General features: G+C 61.5%; 17 protein-coding genes. 9 read left to right on the forward strand and 8 right to left on the reverse strand.

Going from position 1 to position 17,556, the window contains the following annotated elements:
* Position 1 precedes the first annotated feature (1 nt).
* The 6 genes from L2I46_RS17005 to speB are packed head-to-tail and all read right to left on the reverse strand — an operon-like array spanning position 2 to position 5,993.
* On the reverse strand, positions 2 to 730 hold the full coding sequence (locus L2I46_RS17005) for a class II aldolase/adducin family protein (protein ID WP_101862102.1): 729 nt from the start codon (positions 728 to 730) through the stop codon (positions 2 to 4).
* Positions 731 to 2,251, reverse strand: a complete 1,521-nt coding sequence (locus L2I46_RS17010; RefSeq protein WP_085551727.1) for an amino acid ABC transporter permease/ATP-binding protein — start codon at positions 2,249 to 2,251, stop codon at positions 731 to 733.
* Between the two features lie 30 nt (positions 2,252 to 2,281).
* Positions 2,282 to 3,085 (reverse strand): ABC transporter substrate-binding protein, encoded by an 804-nt coding sequence (locus L2I46_RS17015; RefSeq protein WP_032453782.1) that lies wholly within the window; start codon positions 3,083 to 3,085, stop codon positions 2,282 to 2,284.
* 19 nt (positions 3,086 to 3,104) lie between these two features.
* Complete coding sequence (locus L2I46_RS17020; protein WP_023290725.1) at positions 3,105 to 4,172, reverse strand: isopenicillin N synthase family dioxygenase; 1,068 nt, start codon at positions 4,170 to 4,172, stop codon at positions 3,105 to 3,107.
* Positions 4,169 to 5,032 (reverse strand): sugar phosphate isomerase/epimerase family protein, encoded by an 864-nt coding sequence (locus tag L2I46_RS17025; protein WP_049013838.1) that lies wholly within the window; start codon positions 5,030 to 5,032, stop codon positions 4,169 to 4,171. Before L2I46_RS17025 ends, L2I46_RS17020 begins: the two co-directional genes overlap by 4 nt.
* A 10-nt stretch (positions 5,033 to 5,042) precedes the next feature.
* Positions 5,043 to 5,993 (reverse strand): agmatinase, encoded by a 951-nt coding sequence (gene speB, locus L2I46_RS17030; RefSeq protein WP_004145693.1) that lies wholly within the window; start codon positions 5,991 to 5,993, stop codon positions 5,043 to 5,045.
* Between the two features lie 115 nt (positions 5,994 to 6,108).
* On the opposite strand from speB, the gene L2I46_RS17035 reads away from it, so the two are divergent.
* Entirely contained in the window at positions 6,109 to 7,020 is a 912-nt protein-coding gene (locus L2I46_RS17035) for a LysR family transcriptional regulator (protein WP_002914199.1), read from the forward strand.
* A 194-nt stretch (positions 7,021 to 7,214) separates the two neighbouring features.
* On the opposite strand, the gene L2I46_RS17040 is transcribed toward L2I46_RS17035, so the two are convergent.
* The gene (locus L2I46_RS17040) at positions 7,215 to 7,838 is read right to left on the reverse strand and encodes a hypothetical protein (RefSeq protein WP_032453780.1); all 624 of its coding nucleotides are present in this window, start codon (positions 7,836 to 7,838) and stop codon (positions 7,215 to 7,217) included.
* 204 nt (positions 7,839 to 8,042) lie between these two features.
* The gene (locus L2I46_RS17045; RefSeq protein WP_236948054.1) at positions 8,043 to 9,164 is read right to left on the reverse strand and encodes an FAD-dependent oxidoreductase; all 1,122 of its coding nucleotides are present in this window, start codon (positions 9,162 to 9,164) and stop codon (positions 8,043 to 8,045) included.
* Positions 9,165 to 9,349: 185 nt separating this feature from the next.
* On the opposite strand from L2I46_RS17045, the gene L2I46_RS17050 reads away from it, so the two are divergent.
* The 8 genes from L2I46_RS17050 (at position 9,350) to L2I46_RS17085 (ending at position 17,525) form a co-directional block, all read left to right on the forward strand.
* Positions 9,350 to 10,249 (forward strand): LysR family transcriptional regulator, encoded by a 900-nt coding sequence (locus tag L2I46_RS17050; protein WP_023290720.1) that lies wholly within the window; start codon positions 9,350 to 9,352, stop codon positions 10,247 to 10,249.
* 120 nt (positions 10,250 to 10,369) lie between these two features.
* A complete protein-coding gene (locus tag L2I46_RS17055) occupies positions 10,370 to 11,527 on the forward strand; it encodes an alpha/beta hydrolase family protein (RefSeq protein ID WP_236948055.1) in 1,158 nt (385 codons plus the stop codon).
* A gap of 22 nt (positions 11,528 to 11,549) precedes the next feature.
* The gene (locus L2I46_RS17060; RefSeq protein WP_236948056.1) at positions 11,550 to 12,470 is read left to right on the forward strand and encodes a VOC family protein; all 921 of its coding nucleotides are present in this window, start codon (positions 11,550 to 11,552) and stop codon (positions 12,468 to 12,470) included.
* A complete protein-coding gene (locus L2I46_RS17065) occupies positions 12,470 to 12,829 on the forward strand; it encodes a Rieske (2Fe-2S) protein (RefSeq protein ID WP_110212172.1) in 360 nt (119 codons plus the stop codon). The genes L2I46_RS17060 and L2I46_RS17065 overlap by 1 nt, the downstream gene beginning before the upstream one ends.
* Positions 12,807 to 13,790, forward strand: a complete 984-nt coding sequence (locus L2I46_RS17070; RefSeq protein WP_032454935.1) for a fumarylacetoacetate hydrolase family protein — start codon at positions 12,807 to 12,809, stop codon at positions 13,788 to 13,790. The genes L2I46_RS17065 and L2I46_RS17070 overlap by 23 nt, the downstream gene beginning before the upstream one ends.
* Before the next feature lie 3 nt (positions 13,791 to 13,793).
* On the forward strand, positions 13,794 to 14,585 hold the full coding sequence (locus L2I46_RS17075; RefSeq protein WP_023290715.1) for a cyclase family protein: 792 nt from the start codon (positions 13,794 to 13,796) through the stop codon (positions 14,583 to 14,585).
* A 229-nt stretch (positions 14,586 to 14,814) separates the two neighbouring features.
* Positions 14,815 to 16,017 (forward strand): MFS transporter, encoded by a 1,203-nt coding sequence (locus L2I46_RS17080; protein ID WP_236948057.1) that lies wholly within the window; start codon positions 14,815 to 14,817, stop codon positions 16,015 to 16,017.
* 197 nt (positions 16,018 to 16,214) lie between these two features.
* Entirely contained in the window at positions 16,215 to 17,525 is a 1,311-nt protein-coding gene (locus tag L2I46_RS17085) for a carbohydrate porin (RefSeq protein WP_236948058.1), read from the forward strand.
* The last annotated feature ends 31 nt before the right edge of the window (positions 17,526 to 17,556 follow it).

Genomic DNA, 17,556 nt, shown 5'->3' on the forward strand with positions numbered 1-17,556 from the left:
GTTAGTCTTTGTAAGAAGTATCGAGACGGTCAAGACGGCGCAACCACGCCTGCCAGACCTGTTGACGTTCATGCTCCACGCCCATCAGCTGCTCGCAGGCGTGCTGGCTGAGGTGCGGGGCGATGGTGTGGATCGGGCTGAGGGCCGCCAGCTGGGCGGCGGCCATCTGGATCTCGCAGGCACGATTGAGGTAGAACATGATGTAAAAGGCGTCAGCCACGGTACGGCCCACCGACAGCAGGCCGTGGCTCTGCAGGATCATGGCGATATTATTCCCCAGCGAGCGCTGAATGCGCGCCCGTTCGTCGAGGTCAAAGGCCACCCCTTCATAGGGGTGGTAGCCGACGCGCTGGTAAAACTCGGTGCTGATTTGGTTGAGCTGCAGCAGGCCGTCCTCGCAGGCGGCCACCGCCATCCCCGGCAGGGTATGGGTGTGGATCACGCAGTGGGCGTCTTTCCGGGCCATATGCACCGCGCTGTGGATGGTGAAGCCCGCCGAGTTAGCCGGCGCCTCGCCCTCTACGACCTTGCCCTGCATATCCACCACGATCAGATTGCTGGCGGTGACCTCATCAAACATCATGCCGAAGGGATTAATTAAAAAGCGCGGCTCGCCGTCGCCGGGCAGGCGCACGGAGAAGTGGGTGTAGAGGGTATCCTCCCACCCGAACAGCGCCGCCAGACGGTAGGCGGCGGCCAGCTGCTGGCGCAGGTGTTGCTCAGTTGCCATTTAGTGCACTCCCATAAATTCACGGATTCGTTGCAGAGAAGGGGCCTCCAGCGGGCTGCGGATCACCTGCGGGGCGATGTCGGCCTGCACCACGCCGTTCTCCATCAGCACCACGCGGTCGGAAATCGACAGGGCGAAGTCCATCTCGTGGGTGACAATCAGCATGGTCATACCTTCGCGGGCCAGCGACTGAATAACCTTCAGCACCTCGCCCACCAGCTCCGGATCCAGCGCCGAGGTCGGTTCGTCAAACAGCATGATGTCTGGCTTCAGCGCCAGCGCCCGGGCGATCGCCACGCGCTGCTGCTGGCCGCCGGAGAGCTGTCCGGGGTACTTGTGGGCATGGGCCAGCAGACCGACGCGGTCGAGCAGCGCCAGGGCCTGCTCGCGGGCGACCGGCTGATCCAGCAGCTGGTGGTAGCGCGGGGCCAGCATCACGTTGTCGAGCACCGTGCGGTGGGGGAACAGGTTGAAGCTCTGGAAGACCATGCCGATGCGCCGCACCCCGGCGCGCATCTGGCGCTTATCGACGATGGCTCCGCCTTTCAGATAGTCCTCGCCGTAGAGAATGATCTCCCCGCCATCAATGCTTTCGAGGGCGTTGATGGTGCGGATCAGGGTTGTTTTGCCGGAGCCGGACGGGCCGATGATGCTGATCACCTCCCCGTTATCTACCTGCAGGTCGATGCCTTTCAGCACCTCATGCTGGCCCCAGGATTTGCGGATGCCCCGCAGATCCAGCGCCGGCGGCGCGCCGTTGACGGCCGCGGTGTTGATCGCTTCCGTCATCGCCGGCAGGCTCTGGCGCAGCGCCTGGCATTCCGCCTCGCTGAGCGTTTGCGGACGCTTGCGCTGAATATCGAGGCTATTCTCCAGCGCCCGGAACAGCCAGGTGAAGACGGTAACCACCATGACGTAGTACACCGCCACCGCCAGCAGCGTCTCCATCACGAGGAAATTTTGCGCATACAAGCGCTGGCCGGTGAGCAGCAGCTCGGGTAAGGAGACTACCGATAAAATCGAGCTCAGCTTAATGATGGTGATGTATTCATTGATCAGCGTCGGCAACGAGATGCGAAACGCCTGAGGAATAACAATCAGCCGCTGGATGCCGATAAAGCTGAAGCTCAGCGCATGGCCCGCCTCGCTTTGCCCTTTGGCCACCGACAACAGCCCGCCGCGGTGGATCTCCGCCATATAGGCCGCTTCGGTGACGGTCATCGACACCAGCCCGGCGATAAACGGCACCCCGAGCAGCGGCTGGGTCAGCGGAAACAGCTGCGGCAGGTTGTAGACAAACACCAGCAGCACCATCAGCGGCACGCTGCGGAAAAACCAGATATAGAGTTCGACGGGGATCTTGATCCAGCGCGGCGCCGAGAGCTTCGCGCAGGCTAGCAGAAAACCGACCACCAGGCCGATCCCCCAGGACAAGGTGCTGATCACGATAACCGTCACGCACGCCTGCCAGAATGCCCCAATGCTAAATAATGAAAAAAAGTATCCCCAATCGAACGCCATACTGACTCCTGTTGCGCAGTGCTTATTGTCTTAATCGATGCTTTCTAAGTTGTATTTTTTGATCAGCGCGGCATATTTGCCGTTGGCTTTGAGCGTGGCGAGGGTGGCCTTGATCGCCTCCGCCAGCTCGGTGTTGCCTTTGGCGACATAGATCCCCAACGGCAGCGGGTAGACGAGGCGCGTCGAGCTTATCCCCAGGCGGCCGCGACTCTTATCGACGATAATCTGCGCCGCCGGGGCTATCTCAAGCTGGGCGTCGATGTTCTTCGACAGCAGCGCCTGGGAGGCTTCCGGCGCCGTCGGGAACTCCTGAATAGTGATGGCCGGTTTGCCGTTTTTCAGGCACCACTCATCGGAGTGTTTTTTCAGGCTGGTCACCCAGGTGGTGCCTGCCTGCAGGCCGACCTTCACACCGCACAGCTCATCTTCGGTTTTCGGCTGCACCGCGCCGCCCTTGAGGGCGATGATCGACGCGCCGGAAAGGGCGTAAGGGATGGCGTCGGCCTGTTTCTGGCGCTCCGGCGTCACGTACATCCCAGAGATCACCGCATCATATTTCTTGCCGATGCCGAGGATCAGGCTGGTGAACTTGGTGTCGATCAGCTGCGGTTTGGCCTGCAGATGCTCGGCAATCAGCGTCGCGAACTCCGGGTCGAGACCGACGATATTGTTATTGCTGTCATAGGACTCAAACGGCGGGTAGGTGACCTCCATCCCCACCTTAAAGACGCCCTCGGTCAGCAGTTCCGCCGCCTGGGTGACAGAGGAGAAACAGGCGCTGACGGCGAGGGTAAGCGCGACGCGGCGCGAGATTTTTTTCAGGGTGCTAGTCATCATGGATCCTCACGGGTGGTTAGGGTTTTTTTTGCTGTGCCTGTTTTTTCAGATGGCCAAAGGTATGGGTGCCGCGCGCGCGCGCCGGCAGCTGGAGCTCGCCGCGATTGACCTTCTCGCGCAGATAGCGATAGGTTTGCAGCGCCTGGCTCCACATATGCTCGCCGATGCTCAGCTCCTGATATTCGCTGGCTTCGCCGGCGGCGAGAAAGGTCGGCAGCGGGCGGATCAGCGTGTGGTAATCGCAGGCGAAAAACAGCGGGAAGGAGTACCGCTCCTGCGGCACTTTGCGCACCCGGTGGGCTGTAGCAACAAATGTGCCAGCGCTGAGCACTTCCAGCATGTCGCCGATATTGATCACGAACGCCTCTTCTCCGGCGGCGTTCGTGACGGGAGGCGCGTCGATCCACACGCTTTCTTCATTGAGGACTTCAAGCCCGGGCTGGTCGGCGAGCAGCAGGGTGAAGCACTCATAGTCGGTGTGTGCACCAATTCCGGGAACATCTTCGACGCTGGCGTCGAACGGGTAATGGATGAGCCGCAGTTTGGCCGGCGGGCAGGTCACCATCGGTTTGAAATACCCTTCCGGCAGACCGAGCGCGAGGGCGAAAGCGTCGAACAGGCGGTGGCCGAGGGCGAAGACCGCGTCGTAGTAGGCCAGCACCCGCGCGCGGAAATCCGGCAGGTCGGGCCACTCGTTGGCGCCGATCAGCGGCGTACCGGCGAGCACCAGCGGATGGTCGTCCGCCGCCTGGAAGCCAATATCGAAGGCCTCTTTATGGTCCGGCTTGCCGGCGCCGTAGATCTCTTCTCCTTCCGGGACGTAGCCCTTATGGCTTTTGGAGCGGCCGATGTAATAGTTCATCTTCTCCGCCATCGGCAGAGCGAAGATCTGCTTCGCCGCCTCGCGGACGCCGGCGATCAGCGCCGGGTCGATGCCGTGGCCGGTGATGTAGAAAAAGCCCACCTCGCGCGCCGCGCGGCCGATGGCGTCGGCCACCGCCTGGCGCCTGGCGAGATCGTCGCCGGCCAGATCGCGGATATCGATGGTCGGGAGTTCAGTAAAAGCGTGCTTCACGGCGGTCATGGCTGCGGTTCCTGTTCAGTGAGCGTTAAAAACTGCTGAAAGTGGGCCTGCTGGCGCGCGGCCATCCAGGCGTTGAGCGACCAGAGGTCGGCCACCGGAACGTTGGTGAACGGCAGATGGTGCAGATAGCCGTCGGCGCCAAACTCCGGCGTCAGGGTGGTCTGCGGGTAGCCGCGCCGGCGCTGCGAATGCCAGATTTGCTCCCAGAAGCGCTCGGCAAAGGCCAGCGCCGGCTGATACTCCGGCGCCGCCGGGTGCGGCACCTGCGGCCCCTGGTCGTAGCCCACCCGGGCCTGCACGTGATGCACGCGGTCGATAAAGGCGCTGAAGTCATCGCAGGGGTCATCCAGCAGGCGCTCGCTGACCACCACCCAGTGGCTGATGTCGGCGGTAAAGCGCAGCTGGGGGAGCTGCTGAATGATCTCCAGGGTGAGCCACGGGCTGTACAGCGAGGTGGCGCGATGGGTTTCAAAGCTGCAGGTCAACCCAAACCCGGCGGCCAGCTCGTGCGCCTTGCCGAGAAAATCGACCTGCTGCGCCAGCGGCCAGCGATCGTTGCCCGCCAGCAGATTGACAAAGCGCGGGTTGAGGCCGCTGGCCTCGGCGAAGCGGATCCGCAGGCGCGCCAGATGCTGCTCCGGCGTTTCATGCTGAGCGGGGAGCACCCCGCCGCCGCTGAAGAGAATGGCGATATACTCCAGCCCCGACGCCTGCAGGCGGTCGGCGAGCTGCCGCCGCTCCTCCGCCGTTAACGGGACGCGGGCTTCGATACCGCAGCAGCCGACGCGCTGCAGTTCATCCAGCGTTTGCGGCCAGGGGGTCGTCACTCCCCAGAGGGTGCGAAAGCATTTCAGCTCCATGGCGGCTTCCTCAGGCGTACTTCACGCCGGGCAGGACGCAGAGCATCTCGTACAGCAGGTTGGCCGCCAGCTGGGAGGTATTACCGCTCACGTCATAGGGGGGCGAGACTTCAACCAGATCGGCGCCAATCAGGTTCAGGCCGCGGCAGCCGCGGACGATCTCCAGTGCCTGAATGGAGGTCAGGCCGCCGACCTCCGGCGTCCCGGTTCCCGGGGCCCAGATAGGATCGAGGCTGTCGATATCAAAGCTGAGATACACCGGCCCGTCGCCCATCTGCTGGCGGACTTCGGCCATCAGCGGCGCCAGCGAGGTATGCCAGCACTGCTCCGCCTGCACCAGGCGAAAGCCCTGGTCGACGCCCCACTGGAAGTCCCCGGCGGCATAGCCCTGGGCGCGCTGGCCAATCTGCACCACCCGCTTGAGGTCGAGTAGTCCCTCCTCAACGGCGCGGCGGAAGGTGGTGCCGTGGGCGATTTTCTCACCGAACATCTCATCATTGGTGTCGGTATGGGCGTCGACGTGGATGAGCCCCACCGGCCCATGTTTTTTGGTCAGCGCCCGCAGGATGGGCAGGGTAATGGTGTGGTCCCCGCCGAGGGTGAGGGGGATCAGCGGATAACTATTCAAACCGGTGTAGTAATCTTCAATAATTTGCACCGATTTGAGCAAACTGTAGGTATTGATCGGCACATCGCCGATGTCGGCTACCGACAGCGAGTCGAACGGCGCGGCGCCGGTCGCCATATTGTACGGACGGATCATCACCGATTCGGCGCGAATATAGCGCGGTCCGTAGCGCGTGCCTGAGCGCTGCGAGGTGCCGATATCCAGCGGAATGCCGACAAATGCCGCATCAAGTCCCTGTAAATCTTCGATAAACGGCAGGCGCATCATCGTGGCGCGGCCGGCGAAGCGTGGCATCTCATTGCCACCCTGCGGTTGGTGAAAGAGGTTATCCATGTCTGCTCCTGAATCTGACGGATGAAACGTAACAGGAGAGATAGTGCGCAACCCGCGCTGGACTTTACATCGTCTGGCGTAAATACTCAGTTCATTTATTGGTGAACTAAATACGATGCATCACGACGCCAGCCTCAATATTCGTCAGCTGCAGGTTTTCGAGGCGGTGGCCCGCCTGGAGAGCTACAGCCGGGCCCAGCAGGAGCTGGGCATTTCGGTCTCCGCCATCAGCAATGCGATGTCGCAACTGGAGGGGCAGCTCGGCTTCACCCTCTGTCAGCGCGGGCGCGGCGGCTTTTCCTTAACGGAAAAAGGACAGCAGTTTTTACAGCAGGCGATCCGCGTGCTGAGCGAACTCAATGAGCTGGAGCGGCAGTCGGCCCTGCTCAAAGGGGAGCACAGCGGCACCCTGTGCATTTCGACGCTCGACTCCATCGAGACCGAAACGGCGCTCTCGCTGCCGGTGGTCTTGCGCAGCTTCAGCGACAAATTTCCCCATGTGCATATCAAACTGATTATTCGCACCCCGGCGGAGCAACTGAACGGGGTGCTGAACAACCATATCGACCTGGCCATCGGCAGCTACAACTCGCAGGTGCATAACATCATCAGCGAGCCGCTGTACCGCGAGCAGCACTGGCTCTATTGCAGCGATCTGCACCCGATGTTCTTCAGCCGCCAGCTCGATAAAGAGCAGATCAGCCAGTGTCCGCTGGTGACCCGCAGCTACTGGAACACCAGCGATCTCCGCCGCCGGGGCTTCAGCAAAGGCAGCGCCACCGTTGAGACTGTCGACGCCCAGCTGCTGCTGATCCTCTCGGGGAAATATATTGGCTATCTGCCGGAGCATTACGCCTGGCCGTGGATCAAAGAGAACCGCCTGCGGGTGCTGTTGCCCAACGAGTTTGGCTTTCAGTCGCCGTTCTCGGCCATCTGTAAGCGCGGGCGCAGTAATGAACCCTATCTGAAAGCGTTCCGCGATCTGCTGAAGAAAAACACGGTGGCGCGGCCGAAGTGGAATTATTAAGCGGGGCGGGCGCTTCCCTCCGCCGTGGTGGCGGGGTTCGCGCTCAGCGCGCGGTCCGGCGGGGGTGTTTTCCTGTTCAAAAAACGAACGGCGGCCGGTAGCCCGCTTGTGCTGGGGCTGCCGGGCAACTGCCTCCAGGTTATCCACAGGGTTAGGGGCCGCTGATGTGGACAGGTCGCCGGGCGGTGGGCGGGTTAGCGATTCGCTTTGATGGTTTTTTCCGCGATCGAGAGGGTGGAGAGTTTATGCAGGCAGATCAGCGCCAGACAAACCCCGCAGGCGAACAGATAACTTGCCATACAGAATTTTTGCAGACGGGATAAATGATTAATCCGCTCAATCACCGCCGGGCTGGCCAGGCCTTCATACAGGAAAGGCAGAGCCGTTAAGAAGCCGCCAATAAAATAGAGCGCCAGACTGATGACTTCGACGCATTTGCGATAGAGCCAGAAGCGATAGCCCGGCTTTTTCCATTTGAATATCCGCTTTTCATTATTGACGGAAATTAAATGCTGGCACTTGCTGTAATTATCAATATCGCTGACCGGATTTTTGCATTTCAACAGTATTTTTCTTTGTTCCATGGTCAGGTTTTTATCTTTGGTCAGCGCGGCGATACCATATTCGTACGCGATCCGTTGCAGATCGGGGTCGTCGCTGTTTTTATGCAGCGCAGCGGCGAACTCACTGATGTTTTTGCGCGAGGTGAATATTTTATCTTTAGGGAATACCCAGCCAGAACGCACGGCAAAAATTTGAATAATCAGCGGGATAATAGCGATAGCATATTTTAAGATCTCAGTCGGAATAATATTCATCTCCGTATTTTCCTTTCCATCATAACGGGGCGGGCTGAAATATACCTTAGCCATCATGATGGAGGGGTGTCAAATATCACGAGGCACGCCGGTATATTTTCCATGGCGAAAGGTGAGCGTCTGGTGAAAGAGGGGAGAGGGCGGTCGTGTCGACGAATGAACAAGAGAATACTCCGCCGGCCTGGCCGGCGGAGGGGGCGGCGTTTATATCGGTCTCGCCGTCAGGGTCATCATATCGCCGATCGCCCGCTGGCGGTCAAAATGGCGATCGCGGTGGATCTCGCTCTCGCCCACCTGCAGCGAGGCGGCCCAGATCTGCTGACAGCGCGGCCGGCGGCGGGCGTCAAAATGCGCCAGCGCGGCTGCGACGCTGTCGGTCTGCTGCAGCGCTTCGCGCAGCACGATGGCATCCTCAATCGCCATGCCCGCCCCCTGACCGAGGTGCGGGGTGGTAGCGTGAACCGCGTCGCCCACCAGTACGACTCGTCCCTGATACCAGGGATCGTCGACGAACAGCTCCTCCAGCGGCTTATAGACGACCTCGTCGTTGTTAACGATATGCTCGCGCAGGCTCCCCGGTAACCCCGCGCCGGGCGGCAGACGGCGGCGCATCTCTGCCGCCAGCTGGTCGCGGGCGTAGCGGGGGTTATCCGCTTCGTGGGAGGTGATAAACAGATACATCAGATCTTCCCCCAGCGGCACCAGCCCGCAGTTGCAGCTCTCCCCCATAAAGCACATCAGATGGTCCACCTCCGGCGGACGCGGAAAGTTGTAGCGCCAAACGCCCTGACCGGTAAAGCGGGGACGATAGCGCTCGCCATACAGCATGCCGCGCACCCGGGAGTAGATCCCGTCGGCGCCTAGCAGCAGATCGTAGCGCCCCTGGCCGCCGCGGCTGAAGCTCACCTCCACGGCATCGTCAACCTGACGAAAGGCGTCAATGCTCTCGCCAGTGGTCACTCGGACCCCCAGCTCCCGGGCGGTGGAACAGAGGACGTTGTGCAGAGCCAGGCGGGAGATGCCGACGTTGGCCGGGAACTGTTCACCCGCCAGCCGCTGGCCGGGAAAGCTGGCCAGCTGGTGGCCGCTCAGGGTGTGCACTGAGACGCTGTCAAACGGCCAGGCGGCGTCCAGATAGCGTTCCAGCACCCCAAGCCGCTGCATTTCCCGCACGACATTGTTCTGCTGAATGATACCGACGCCGTAGACCCGCCACTGCGGCTGGATCTCCACCACGTCGACGGCGACGCCGGCCTGGCGGAGGGCGATGGCGGTGCGCAGACCGCCGATGCCGCCGCCAACGATTAATACGTTATTGATGTTCATCGTAGCTGTTTTCTCCAGGGTACAGAGTAGAGGACGTTAACCAGGCCAGCGGCGCGCTGACTAATCGCGATAAAGAATGATCGCTATCGCAAAAAACGATATCGCCGTGGAAATTGAAAACAAAAAGTTGCAGAAAAGTTAAATTAAGCCACAGGATAAGCACGCCATTTCTCGCCGGGGGACCCATGCGTTACCAACATCTTGATCTGAACTTACTGGTGGCACTGGATGTGTTACTCGATGAACAGAACATCACCCGCGCCGCGGGCCGGTTGCATATGACCCAGTCTGCCACCAGCGGGGTGCTCAACCGGCTACGCACCTACTTTGAGGACGATCTGCTCACCCAGGTGGGCAGAAAGATGCGGCCCACGCCGCTGGCGGAAGAGCTGCGGGAGCCGGTCCGCGACGTGCTGATGAAAATTCAGACCTCCATTGCCCGCCGGCCGGTGGATGAGCCGGCAACCAGTAAGCGCCATTTCCGCATTATGGCCTCGGATTACGTTATCAACGTGATGCTGAAGGATGCGCTGCAGGCGGTACACCTGCAGGCGCCGAATATGACCTTTGAGTTTTTCTCGCCGGACGCCCAGTCCACCGGCATGCTCAACCGTGGCGAGCTGGATATCATCGTGGCGCCGGAGCGTTTTATGGCCGCCGACCATCCCGCCGAAGCGCTGTTTGACGAAGAGTTTGTCTGCCTGGCCTGGGCGGACAATCCCCACACCGGCGAGGCGCTGACCCTTGAAGCCTGGCAACAGCTGGGGCACGTGTCGGTGGTCTTTGGCCGCGAGCGGCAGCCGGGGCTGGAGGGCAATCTGTTTGCCGAGTCGGGGCTGAGCCGCCGTATCGAGGTGGTGACCCACAGCTACCACTGCGTTCCGCAGCTGCTGATCGGCACCTCGCGGATCGCCACGCTGCACCGGCGGCTGGCGGAGCAGTACGCGGCGATGCTGCCGCTGCGTCTTTTCCCGGTCCCGGTGACGCTGCCGGTCATGCGCGAATTTATCGGCTGGCACCGCTCGCTGGATAATGATCCTATCTTCGGCTGGCTGAAAGCGAAAATCGTCGCCAGCGCACGCTAACCCACTGGTATTGCTCCCGTCGATACCTGACATCCTGAGACATGATTGGTCGCCCGCAGGTGCTTTATGTGACAGTGCCTGCGCTACAGCGATTGCGACTGAATGTTGAAGGATGACCCTATGTTTCGCTATTTCCCTAAAAACTATGTCTGGAACCTGTCGGTGGATCTCTCCATCGAGATGGGCGCCCGCATCGGTGAGATCGAAGAGATGTGCGCGCCGCTATTGGCCGCGTCCGAGCATCCCGACGCCGAAGGCACCCGTGCGTTCCGGGAAACCTGGTCCCGCATGGCCGATAAATTATGCGCGCTGGCCGGCGAAGATGAGGCGCGGGAACGGCGGCTGTCGGCAGGAGAGAAATATCTTCGGGCGGCCAACTATTACCTGACCTGCGAGCGCCTGCAGGCGCATGGCGCGCCGGACCGCGATGCGCTGTACCGCCGCTTTCTCGATGTCTTTGCCGCCGGGCTGCACCATACCCATGCCAACTGTCAGCGGGTGACTATTCCCTACGAGGGCAAAACCCTGTCGGCGCTTTACGTCCGCGCCGAAGGGGCGACCGGCCGCGCGCCGCTGCTGGTGCAGGTCAACGGTCTCGACTCCACCAAAGAGATGAAATATCTGGTGGGGCTGCCGCAGTGGCTGGCGCGGCGCGGGGTCTCCTCGCTGGTGGTCGACCAGCCGGGAACCGGCGAAGCGCTGCGTCTTCACGGCATGCAGGCCCGCTATGACAGCGAGCACTGGGCCAGCCGGATCGTTGACTGGCTGGAACAGCACCCGGAAGTGGATACCGGGCGTATCGGCATGGAAGGGGTCTCGCTGGGCGGCTATTACTGCCCGCGGGCGGTGGCGTTTGAGCCGCGCTTCGCCTGCGGTGTGGTGTGGGGCGCCAATCACGACTGGCGGGAGGTACAGCAGCGCCGCCGCGAACGCGAAGGCGATTTTCCGGTACCGCACTACTGGCAGCATGTGCGCTGGGTGTGGGGGGGCGAGGATATCGACGCTTTTATGCGCATCGCGGAGAACGTCCATCTCGACGGCATTCTCGACCGCATACGGGTGCCTTTCCTCGTCACCCATGGTGAAAAGGACTCGCAGATCCCGGTGAAATGGGCGCAGCGCACCTACGACCAGCTGGTGAACAGCCCGCGCCGCGAGCTGAAAATTTTTACTGACCGCGAGGGCGGTGTGCAGCACTCCAGCTTCGACAACTCGATTAACGCCGGGCACTACATCGCTGACTGGGTGGCGGAAGCCCTCGGCGGCCGGGTGGCCTGAACACGCATAAGGAACTACCGCGATGAATATTCTTGGTCCGGATTATCTGGTATTTGGCGTCGATGACCTGACGGGCTGCCGACAGTTTCTTCTCGACTACGGTTTACGCGAGCATGAGAACGGTTTCTTTAGCGCGCTGGATGGCACCGGGGTGCTGCTGCGGGAGCGTGACGATCCGTCGCTGCCCGCGGCGCTGCCCAGCGGCAGCCAGCTGCGGGAAACCGTCTATGGCGTGGCGGATAGCGCCACCCTTGAGGCGATCGCCGAGACGCTGCGCCGCGATCGCGAGGTGAAGCTCGGCGCCGACGGCGTGCTGCGCTGCGTCGATGATGCCGGCTTTGCCCTCGGGTTTCGCGTCAGCCAGCGCCAGCCGCTGCAGCGGGAAGGGGAGAAAATCAACGCCCCGGGGGATCGCGCCGGGCGGCCGGTCAACCAGACCGGGGCCAGCGCTGACATGGCGGCAGAGCCGCGCTCGCTCTCCCATGTGGTCTATTTTGTGCCGGACGCCGCGCGCGCGGAAGCCTTCTATCAACGGCTGGGCTTTGTCTGTACCGATCGCTTCACCCACGTTGGCCCCTTCCTGCGGCCCGCCGGCACTCAGGATCACCATACCCTGTTTCTGATCCAGGCCCCGCCGTTTATGACCGGTATTGAACACTTTACCTTTCATCTCGGCGGCCCCACCGAGCTGATGATGGCCGGCAGCCGCTTTCAGCAGAAGGGGTATCAGACCTTCTGGGGGCCGGGGCGCCATCAGCTGGGATCGAACTGGTTCTGGTACTTCAACAGCCCGCTCGGGTGTCACATCGAATACGACGCCGATATGGATCAGCACGATGACCACTGGCAGCCGCGCGAAGCGCTGCCGGGAGCCGATAACTCGCAATATTTCCTGCTGGGGTATCGCGAGAAGTGGGCCCCCGGTCCGGATAACGCCCGCTGATGGTTCGCCTGTGCCGTGCCGACAGCCTGGCCGAGGGCCAGGCGCGGGGATTTGACCCTACGGGCAGCGGGCAGGCGACGGTGATTGCCTGCCGCTATCAGGGAACGCTCTATCTGTGGCGTAACCGCTGTCCGCATCTGGATACCCCGATGAACTGGCGGCAGGACGCTTTTTTCAACGCCCGGGGCGACCGGCTGGTCTGCTTCGCCCACGGGGCGATTTTTATGCCGGACAGCGGCCTCTGCGTGCAGGGCGCCTGCGCTGGCCAACGTCTGAGTCCGCTGGCTGGCGATGTGGACGCCGACGGCTGGCTCTGTCTGCTGGAGGAGGCAGGTCATGAAACTGGCAACACGAGATAATGGTGAACGCGACGGCTGCCTGGTGGTGGTCTCGGGGGATTTGACGCTGATGGCCGATGCGGCGGATATCGCCCCGACGCTTCAGCAGGCGCTGGAGCAGGCCGCGCGGGTCTGGCCTGCGCTGCAGGCGCGCTATCAGGCGCTCAATGCGCGCCGCTACCCGGCGGCGCAGCCCTATGATCCCCGGCGCCTGCTGGCGCCGCTGCCCCGCGCCTGGCAGTGGCTGGACGGTTCGGCCTTCCTCAGCCATGGCGAGCGCATGCAGCGGGCCTTTCATCTGCCGCCGATTGCCGGCGCCGACCAGACGCCGCTGATGTATCAGGGCAGCGGGGACGACTTTCTTGCCCCCCACGCCGGGATAGTCTGCCGCCGGGTCGAGGACGGTCTCGACTTTGAGGGCGAGTTCGCGGTGGTGGTGGACGAGGTACCCCAAGGGTGCTCGCCGCAGCAGGCGCTGAGCTGTATCCGCCTGATCGTCTTGCTCAACGATATCAGTCTGCGGGCGCTGGCGCCGCGCGAGATGCAGACCGGGTTTGGTTTTATTCACGCCAAACCCGCCTCGGCCTTTGCGCCGGTGGCCCTTACCCCGGATGAACTGGGCGAGGCCTGGCAGCACGGGCGGGCGGCGCTGACGCTGCAGGTGACCCGCAATGGCGAGCCGTTTGGCTGCCAGTCGGGCAGCGAGATGCATTTCCATTTTGGCGAACTGATTGCCCATGCGGCGCAGACCCGCCGCCTGCGCGCCGGGACGGTGGTGGGTTCCGGCACGGTGTCCGGGCCGGACGCCAGCCGCGGCGCCAGCTGTATCGCCGAGGTGCGGGCCATAGAGATGCTGGCCTTCGGCGAGCCGCGCACGCCGTTTTTGTCCCCGGGGGAGCGGGTGACGATGGAAGCCCACGCCCCTGATGGCCGGCCGCTGTTTGGCGTGCTGGATCAACATGTTGTGATGTTAACGGAGTAAACCATGATCAATCTTTTACAGGGGCGTCGGCTGATCGACCTCTCCGTCACCCTGGATAACAATCCCTGGACCGACCCGCCGCCGCTGCTGCCGAACATTGAGTATCAGGATCATCAGCAGGGATGGCCGGAAATGGCGGCGATGTTTCCGGGACTGGAAAAAACGCAGATGCCGGGAGAGGAGGCCTGGGCCTCGGAGCGTCTGACCGTGACGCCGCACAATGGCACCCATATGGATGCTCCCTGGCACTACAGCTCAACCACCAACGGCGGCGAACCGGCGTTTGGCATCGATGAGCTGCCGCTGGAGTGGTGCCTGCGCCCCGGCGTCCGGCTGGATTTTCGCCATGTCGCCGACGGGGCGATCCTCCAGCCGGAGGATCTGCAGCGCGAGCTGGCGCGGATCGATTATCGCCTGTCGCCGCTGGATATCGTGTTAATCAATACCGCCGCCGGCGCCCGCTACGGCCAGCCGGATTATCTGCAGCGCGGCTGCGGCATTGGCCGGGCGGCAACGCTGTGGCTGCTGGAGCAGGGGGTACGGGTGGTCGGCACCGACGCCTGGAGCTGGGATGCGCCCTTCCACTTTACCCGCGAACGCTTTCAGGCCAGCGGCGACGCCGGGCTGATCTGGGAAGGGCATAAAGCCGGCAGGGAGATCGCCTATGGGCAAATGGAGAAGTTGAGCAATCTGGAGCAGCTTCCCGACCACGGCTTCTGGGTGAGCTGTTTTCCCTACAAGATCCGCCGCGGCTCGGCCGGTTTTATCCGCGCGGTGGCGATTGTCGACGCCTGAGGGAGTCGATGGTTATGTTAATTTAATGTGAATGCATTGTATTAATTGTGATAGCAATCGCAGTCCATGCCACCTGCATCCGGTAGGGTAGAACGGTATGTGTGCTGAGTTCGCTGCGGCGTGTTCAGCCAGGATACCGGGGCGACAGAGCGCCTTTCTTTATCGATAAAAAATAGAACTGTAATTCATATTCTAAATAAAAAGCAGTGACGGAGAGCGGAAGATGGTGATGCACAAGGTTTCAGCAACCCCGCGCGAGGCGGGGGCCGTACAGGCGATTTTACTGATGTTGGCGGCCCTGTTGCCGATCATGGGGACCTTGACCATGCTGCCGGTGATGCCGCTCCTGTTCGGCCATTTTGCCGCGCAGCCGCACGCCCAGCTGCTGGTGCCGATGATCATCACCATTCCGGCGGTGAGCATGGCGCTGCTGGCTCCGCTGGCGGGGAGGGTGGGCGATCGCCTGAGCCGTCGTCGCCTGCTGATTGCCGCCACTGCTCTGTACGCGGGGTTTGGCCTGCTGCCGGTGATGCTCGACGATCTGTATGCCATTCTGCTGGCGCGGCTGGTGATGGGCATCGCCGACGCCTTTATTCTTACCACCGCCAATGCGCTGATTGGCGACTACTTTGCCGGCGAGGCGCGCAGCAAATGGCTGGCGGTGCAGAGCGGCATCGGTTCGATACTGTCGACGCTGATCGTGCTGGGCGCTGGCCTGCTGGGCACCCTGGGCTGGTATGGCCCGATCTACCTGTATGCGCTGGCGATCCCGGTCTTTATCGGCCTGTGCCTGTTCACCGCTGAGCCGGCGACCCGGCGTCGCGCGGACAGCGTCGCTGACGAGGAGCCTGTCGCTTTTCCACGGCGCAAAATGGCGACGATCGGTCTGATTACGCTCGCCAGCGCGATCCTCTACTTTCTCGAGCCGCTGCAGATAAGCCAGGTGTTCAGTCAGCTCGGGCTGACCTCCAGCAGCCAGATCGGCATCGCCACCGCCGTTGCGGGCATTGGCGTGCCGCTGGGCGCCTGGCTGTATGGCCGCAGCGCCAGGCAGCGTGTCGACAGGCAGTTTTTCCTTTTTTACGCCATTTTTGGCCTTGGTCTGCTGTTTATCGCCGTGGCCCACAATCCGCTGGCCGGCGTGGCGGCAGCGTTCGTCGCGCAGGTTGGTAACGGAATGCTGATCCCTCTGATGCTGGCCTGGATGTTGGAAGCCCTGCCGGCGCCGCACCGGGCGACGGGGATCGGCATCTGGCACACCTTCTTTTTCCTCGGCATGTTCATCAGCCCGGTTCTGATGACCTTGCTGAACGGCATGACCGGCAGCATGCAGAACAGCCTGCTGCTGTTTGCGCTGCTGACGCTGGCTATCGCCGGCGCGACGGGTATCGCCAGCGCCCGGATGGGGGGCCGCCGCGCGCTGGCTCGTTAATTTCACCTGACAACATAATTACCACACGCCCGCCGGTCTTCCGGCGGGAAGGGGAGGCCATTATTTAGAAAAAGCGTACACCTTATTTAGCGTTAACTTTCAGCCTAATTAATCCCTGTAAATAAACGTATTGTGACTAATTTATTTTTCACGATATGGCGCATCTTACCTGCAAAAAATAAAAATGAGGGTTTATTATGAGTCTCTGCTGTACCGACGTAAGTAAGAAAATAGTGTTTCCACTTTCGGCGCTGACGCTGGCGATATTCTCCAGCACCGCGCTGGCCGATACCTGGACCTGTGAGCAACTGGATAAACTGAATACCCGCTCTGCGCAGGTCGTCAGCCCTCCATCGACCTGCGAATCGCTCATCGGCGATATTGGCGGCTTTCGCAGCGCGCTGGCCGACCGCGGGTGGGGCGTCCAGTTAAGCTGGAACCCGATGGTGATGTACGATCTGAAAGGGCAGTCCGGCGACCCGCAACAATATGCCGGGCAGAATTTTACCTGGTCGCAAAATATGTCGCTGAACGTCACCTACGATTTAAGCCGAATTGGTTTTAGCAAAGACGCGCAATTTACTTTTTCTCCCCAGTGGGCGACCTCGAATTATCATGATAGCTATCCGGAACTGTATAATATTGCGGTGCTGGCGGTGAACCAGCCCTTATTAAACGGCCAGCTGGAACTGCAGTATGGTTTTTATCCGTTAATTCGTCAGTTTTACGGCATGGTGCTGGGGGGTAACTCCTCCTCAGCCGCGCTGGGGCCGACCAGCGTGATCCCGGTGCAGGTGGGGATCAGCCTCAACGCGCCGACGCCGACCTTCACCGCCATCGTCCGCGACAGCGATAAGAAGTTCTATAACAACTTTGCCGTCAGCCGCAGTATGTCGCCTGCCGGACATCTCGACGACGTGGAGCAGAACCCCTCGGGGCTGAAATGGCACGTCGATGGCGCCAACCCGATCCTGGTGAATGAGTTTGGCTTTAAGCAGGCGGCGGGCGAGTCGCAGCGATCGCTGTGGTTCCGCGCCGGGGCTATCTATAACACCTCGCACTACCAGTATTTTGACCAGCCCGGCGACAGCAGTAGTAACTATGCGTTCTACGTCGCCAACACCATGCAGCTGACCCAGCCGAAAAAAGGGCTTCCGCTGGGGCTGTATCTCGATGTGAAAGCGGACTACGCGCCGGACGATCGCAATGCTTACACCAGCGACTTCCAGGTGACCTTCTTTGACATCGGCCTGTTTCCCGGCCGCGAGCAGGATATGACCTCGCTGGGCTACACCCGCTCCTTTATCAGTAAGAAGTTCCGCGATTATGTCGGCGAGGCGGGAATGGAGGCGCCGCAGAGCATCAACGCCATCTCCCTGTCGCACGCCCTGCGCGTGACGAAAGGGATTTACTGGATCAACGGTATCACCTGGCAGGATAACCCGACGCTGGTGCCGAAGCATGAGTCGGCGGTCCTCTGGCAGTCCTCGATGTACTGGAACTTCTGACACCGATCGCCTCAGGCTTTTAACCCCGCCC

Origin of the sequence: Klebsiella sp. 2019SCSN059 (assembly GCF_021739525.1) — a bacterium.
Lineage (GTDB): Bacteria > Pseudomonadota > Gammaproteobacteria > Enterobacterales > Enterobacteriaceae > Klebsiella > Klebsiella quasipneumoniae.

Excerpts from the sequence above, each read along its gene's own strand:
- L2I46_RS17045 (WP_236948054.1), bottom strand. The coding sequence starts at position 9,164 with ATGAACATCAATAACGTATTAATCGTTGGCGGCGGCATCGGCGGTCTG.
- L2I46_RS17035 (WP_002914199.1), top strand. The coding sequence starts at position 6,109 with ATGCATCACGACGCCAGCCTCAATATTCGTCAGCTGCAGGTTTTCGAG.
- L2I46_RS17020 (WP_023290725.1), bottom strand. The coding sequence starts at position 4,172 with ATGACCGCCGTGAAGCACGCTTTTACTGAACTCCCGACCATCGATATC.
- speB (WP_004145693.1), bottom strand. The coding sequence starts at position 5,993 with ATGGATAACCTCTTTCACCAACCGCAGGGTGGCAATGAGATGCCACGC.
- L2I46_RS17055 (WP_236948055.1), top strand. The coding sequence starts at position 10,370 with ATGTTTCGCTATTTCCCTAAAAACTATGTCTGGAACCTGTCGGTGGAT.
- L2I46_RS17015 (WP_032453782.1), bottom strand. The coding sequence starts at position 3,085 with ATGACTAGCACCCTGAAAAAAATCTCGCGCCGCGTCGCGCTTACCCTC.
- L2I46_RS17085 (WP_236948058.1), top strand. The coding sequence starts at position 16,215 with ATGAGTCTCTGCTGTACCGACGTAAGTAAGAAAATAGTGTTTCCACTT.
- L2I46_RS17065 (WP_110212172.1), top strand. The coding sequence starts at position 12,470 with ATGGTTCGCCTGTGCCGTGCCGACAGCCTGGCCGAGGGCCAGGCGCGG.
- L2I46_RS17010 (WP_085551727.1), bottom strand. The coding sequence starts at position 2,251 with ATGGCGTTCGATTGGGGATACTTTTTTTCATTATTTAGCATTGGGGCA.
- L2I46_RS17050 (WP_023290720.1), top strand. The coding sequence starts at position 9,350 with ATGCGTTACCAACATCTTGATCTGAACTTACTGGTGGCACTGGATGTG.
- L2I46_RS17025 (WP_049013838.1), bottom strand. The coding sequence starts at position 5,032 with ATGGAGCTGAAATGCTTTCGCACCCTCTGGGGAGTGACGACCCCCTGG.
- L2I46_RS17070 (WP_032454935.1), top strand. The coding sequence starts at position 12,807 with ATGAAACTGGCAACACGAGATAATGGTGAACGCGACGGCTGCCTGGTG.
- L2I46_RS17075 (WP_023290715.1), top strand. The coding sequence starts at position 13,794 with ATGATCAATCTTTTACAGGGGCGTCGGCTGATCGACCTCTCCGTCACC.
- L2I46_RS17040 (WP_032453780.1), bottom strand. The coding sequence starts at position 7,838 with ATGAATATTATTCCGACTGAGATCTTAAAATATGCTATCGCTATTATC.
- L2I46_RS17060 (WP_236948056.1), top strand. The coding sequence starts at position 11,550 with ATGAATATTCTTGGTCCGGATTATCTGGTATTTGGCGTCGATGACCTG.
- L2I46_RS17005 (WP_101862102.1), bottom strand. The coding sequence starts at position 730 with ATGGCAACTGAGCAACACCTGCGCCAGCAGCTGGCCGCCGCCTACCGT.
- L2I46_RS17080 (WP_236948057.1), top strand. The coding sequence starts at position 14,815 with ATGCACAAGGTTTCAGCAACCCCGCGCGAGGCGGGGGCCGTACAGGCG.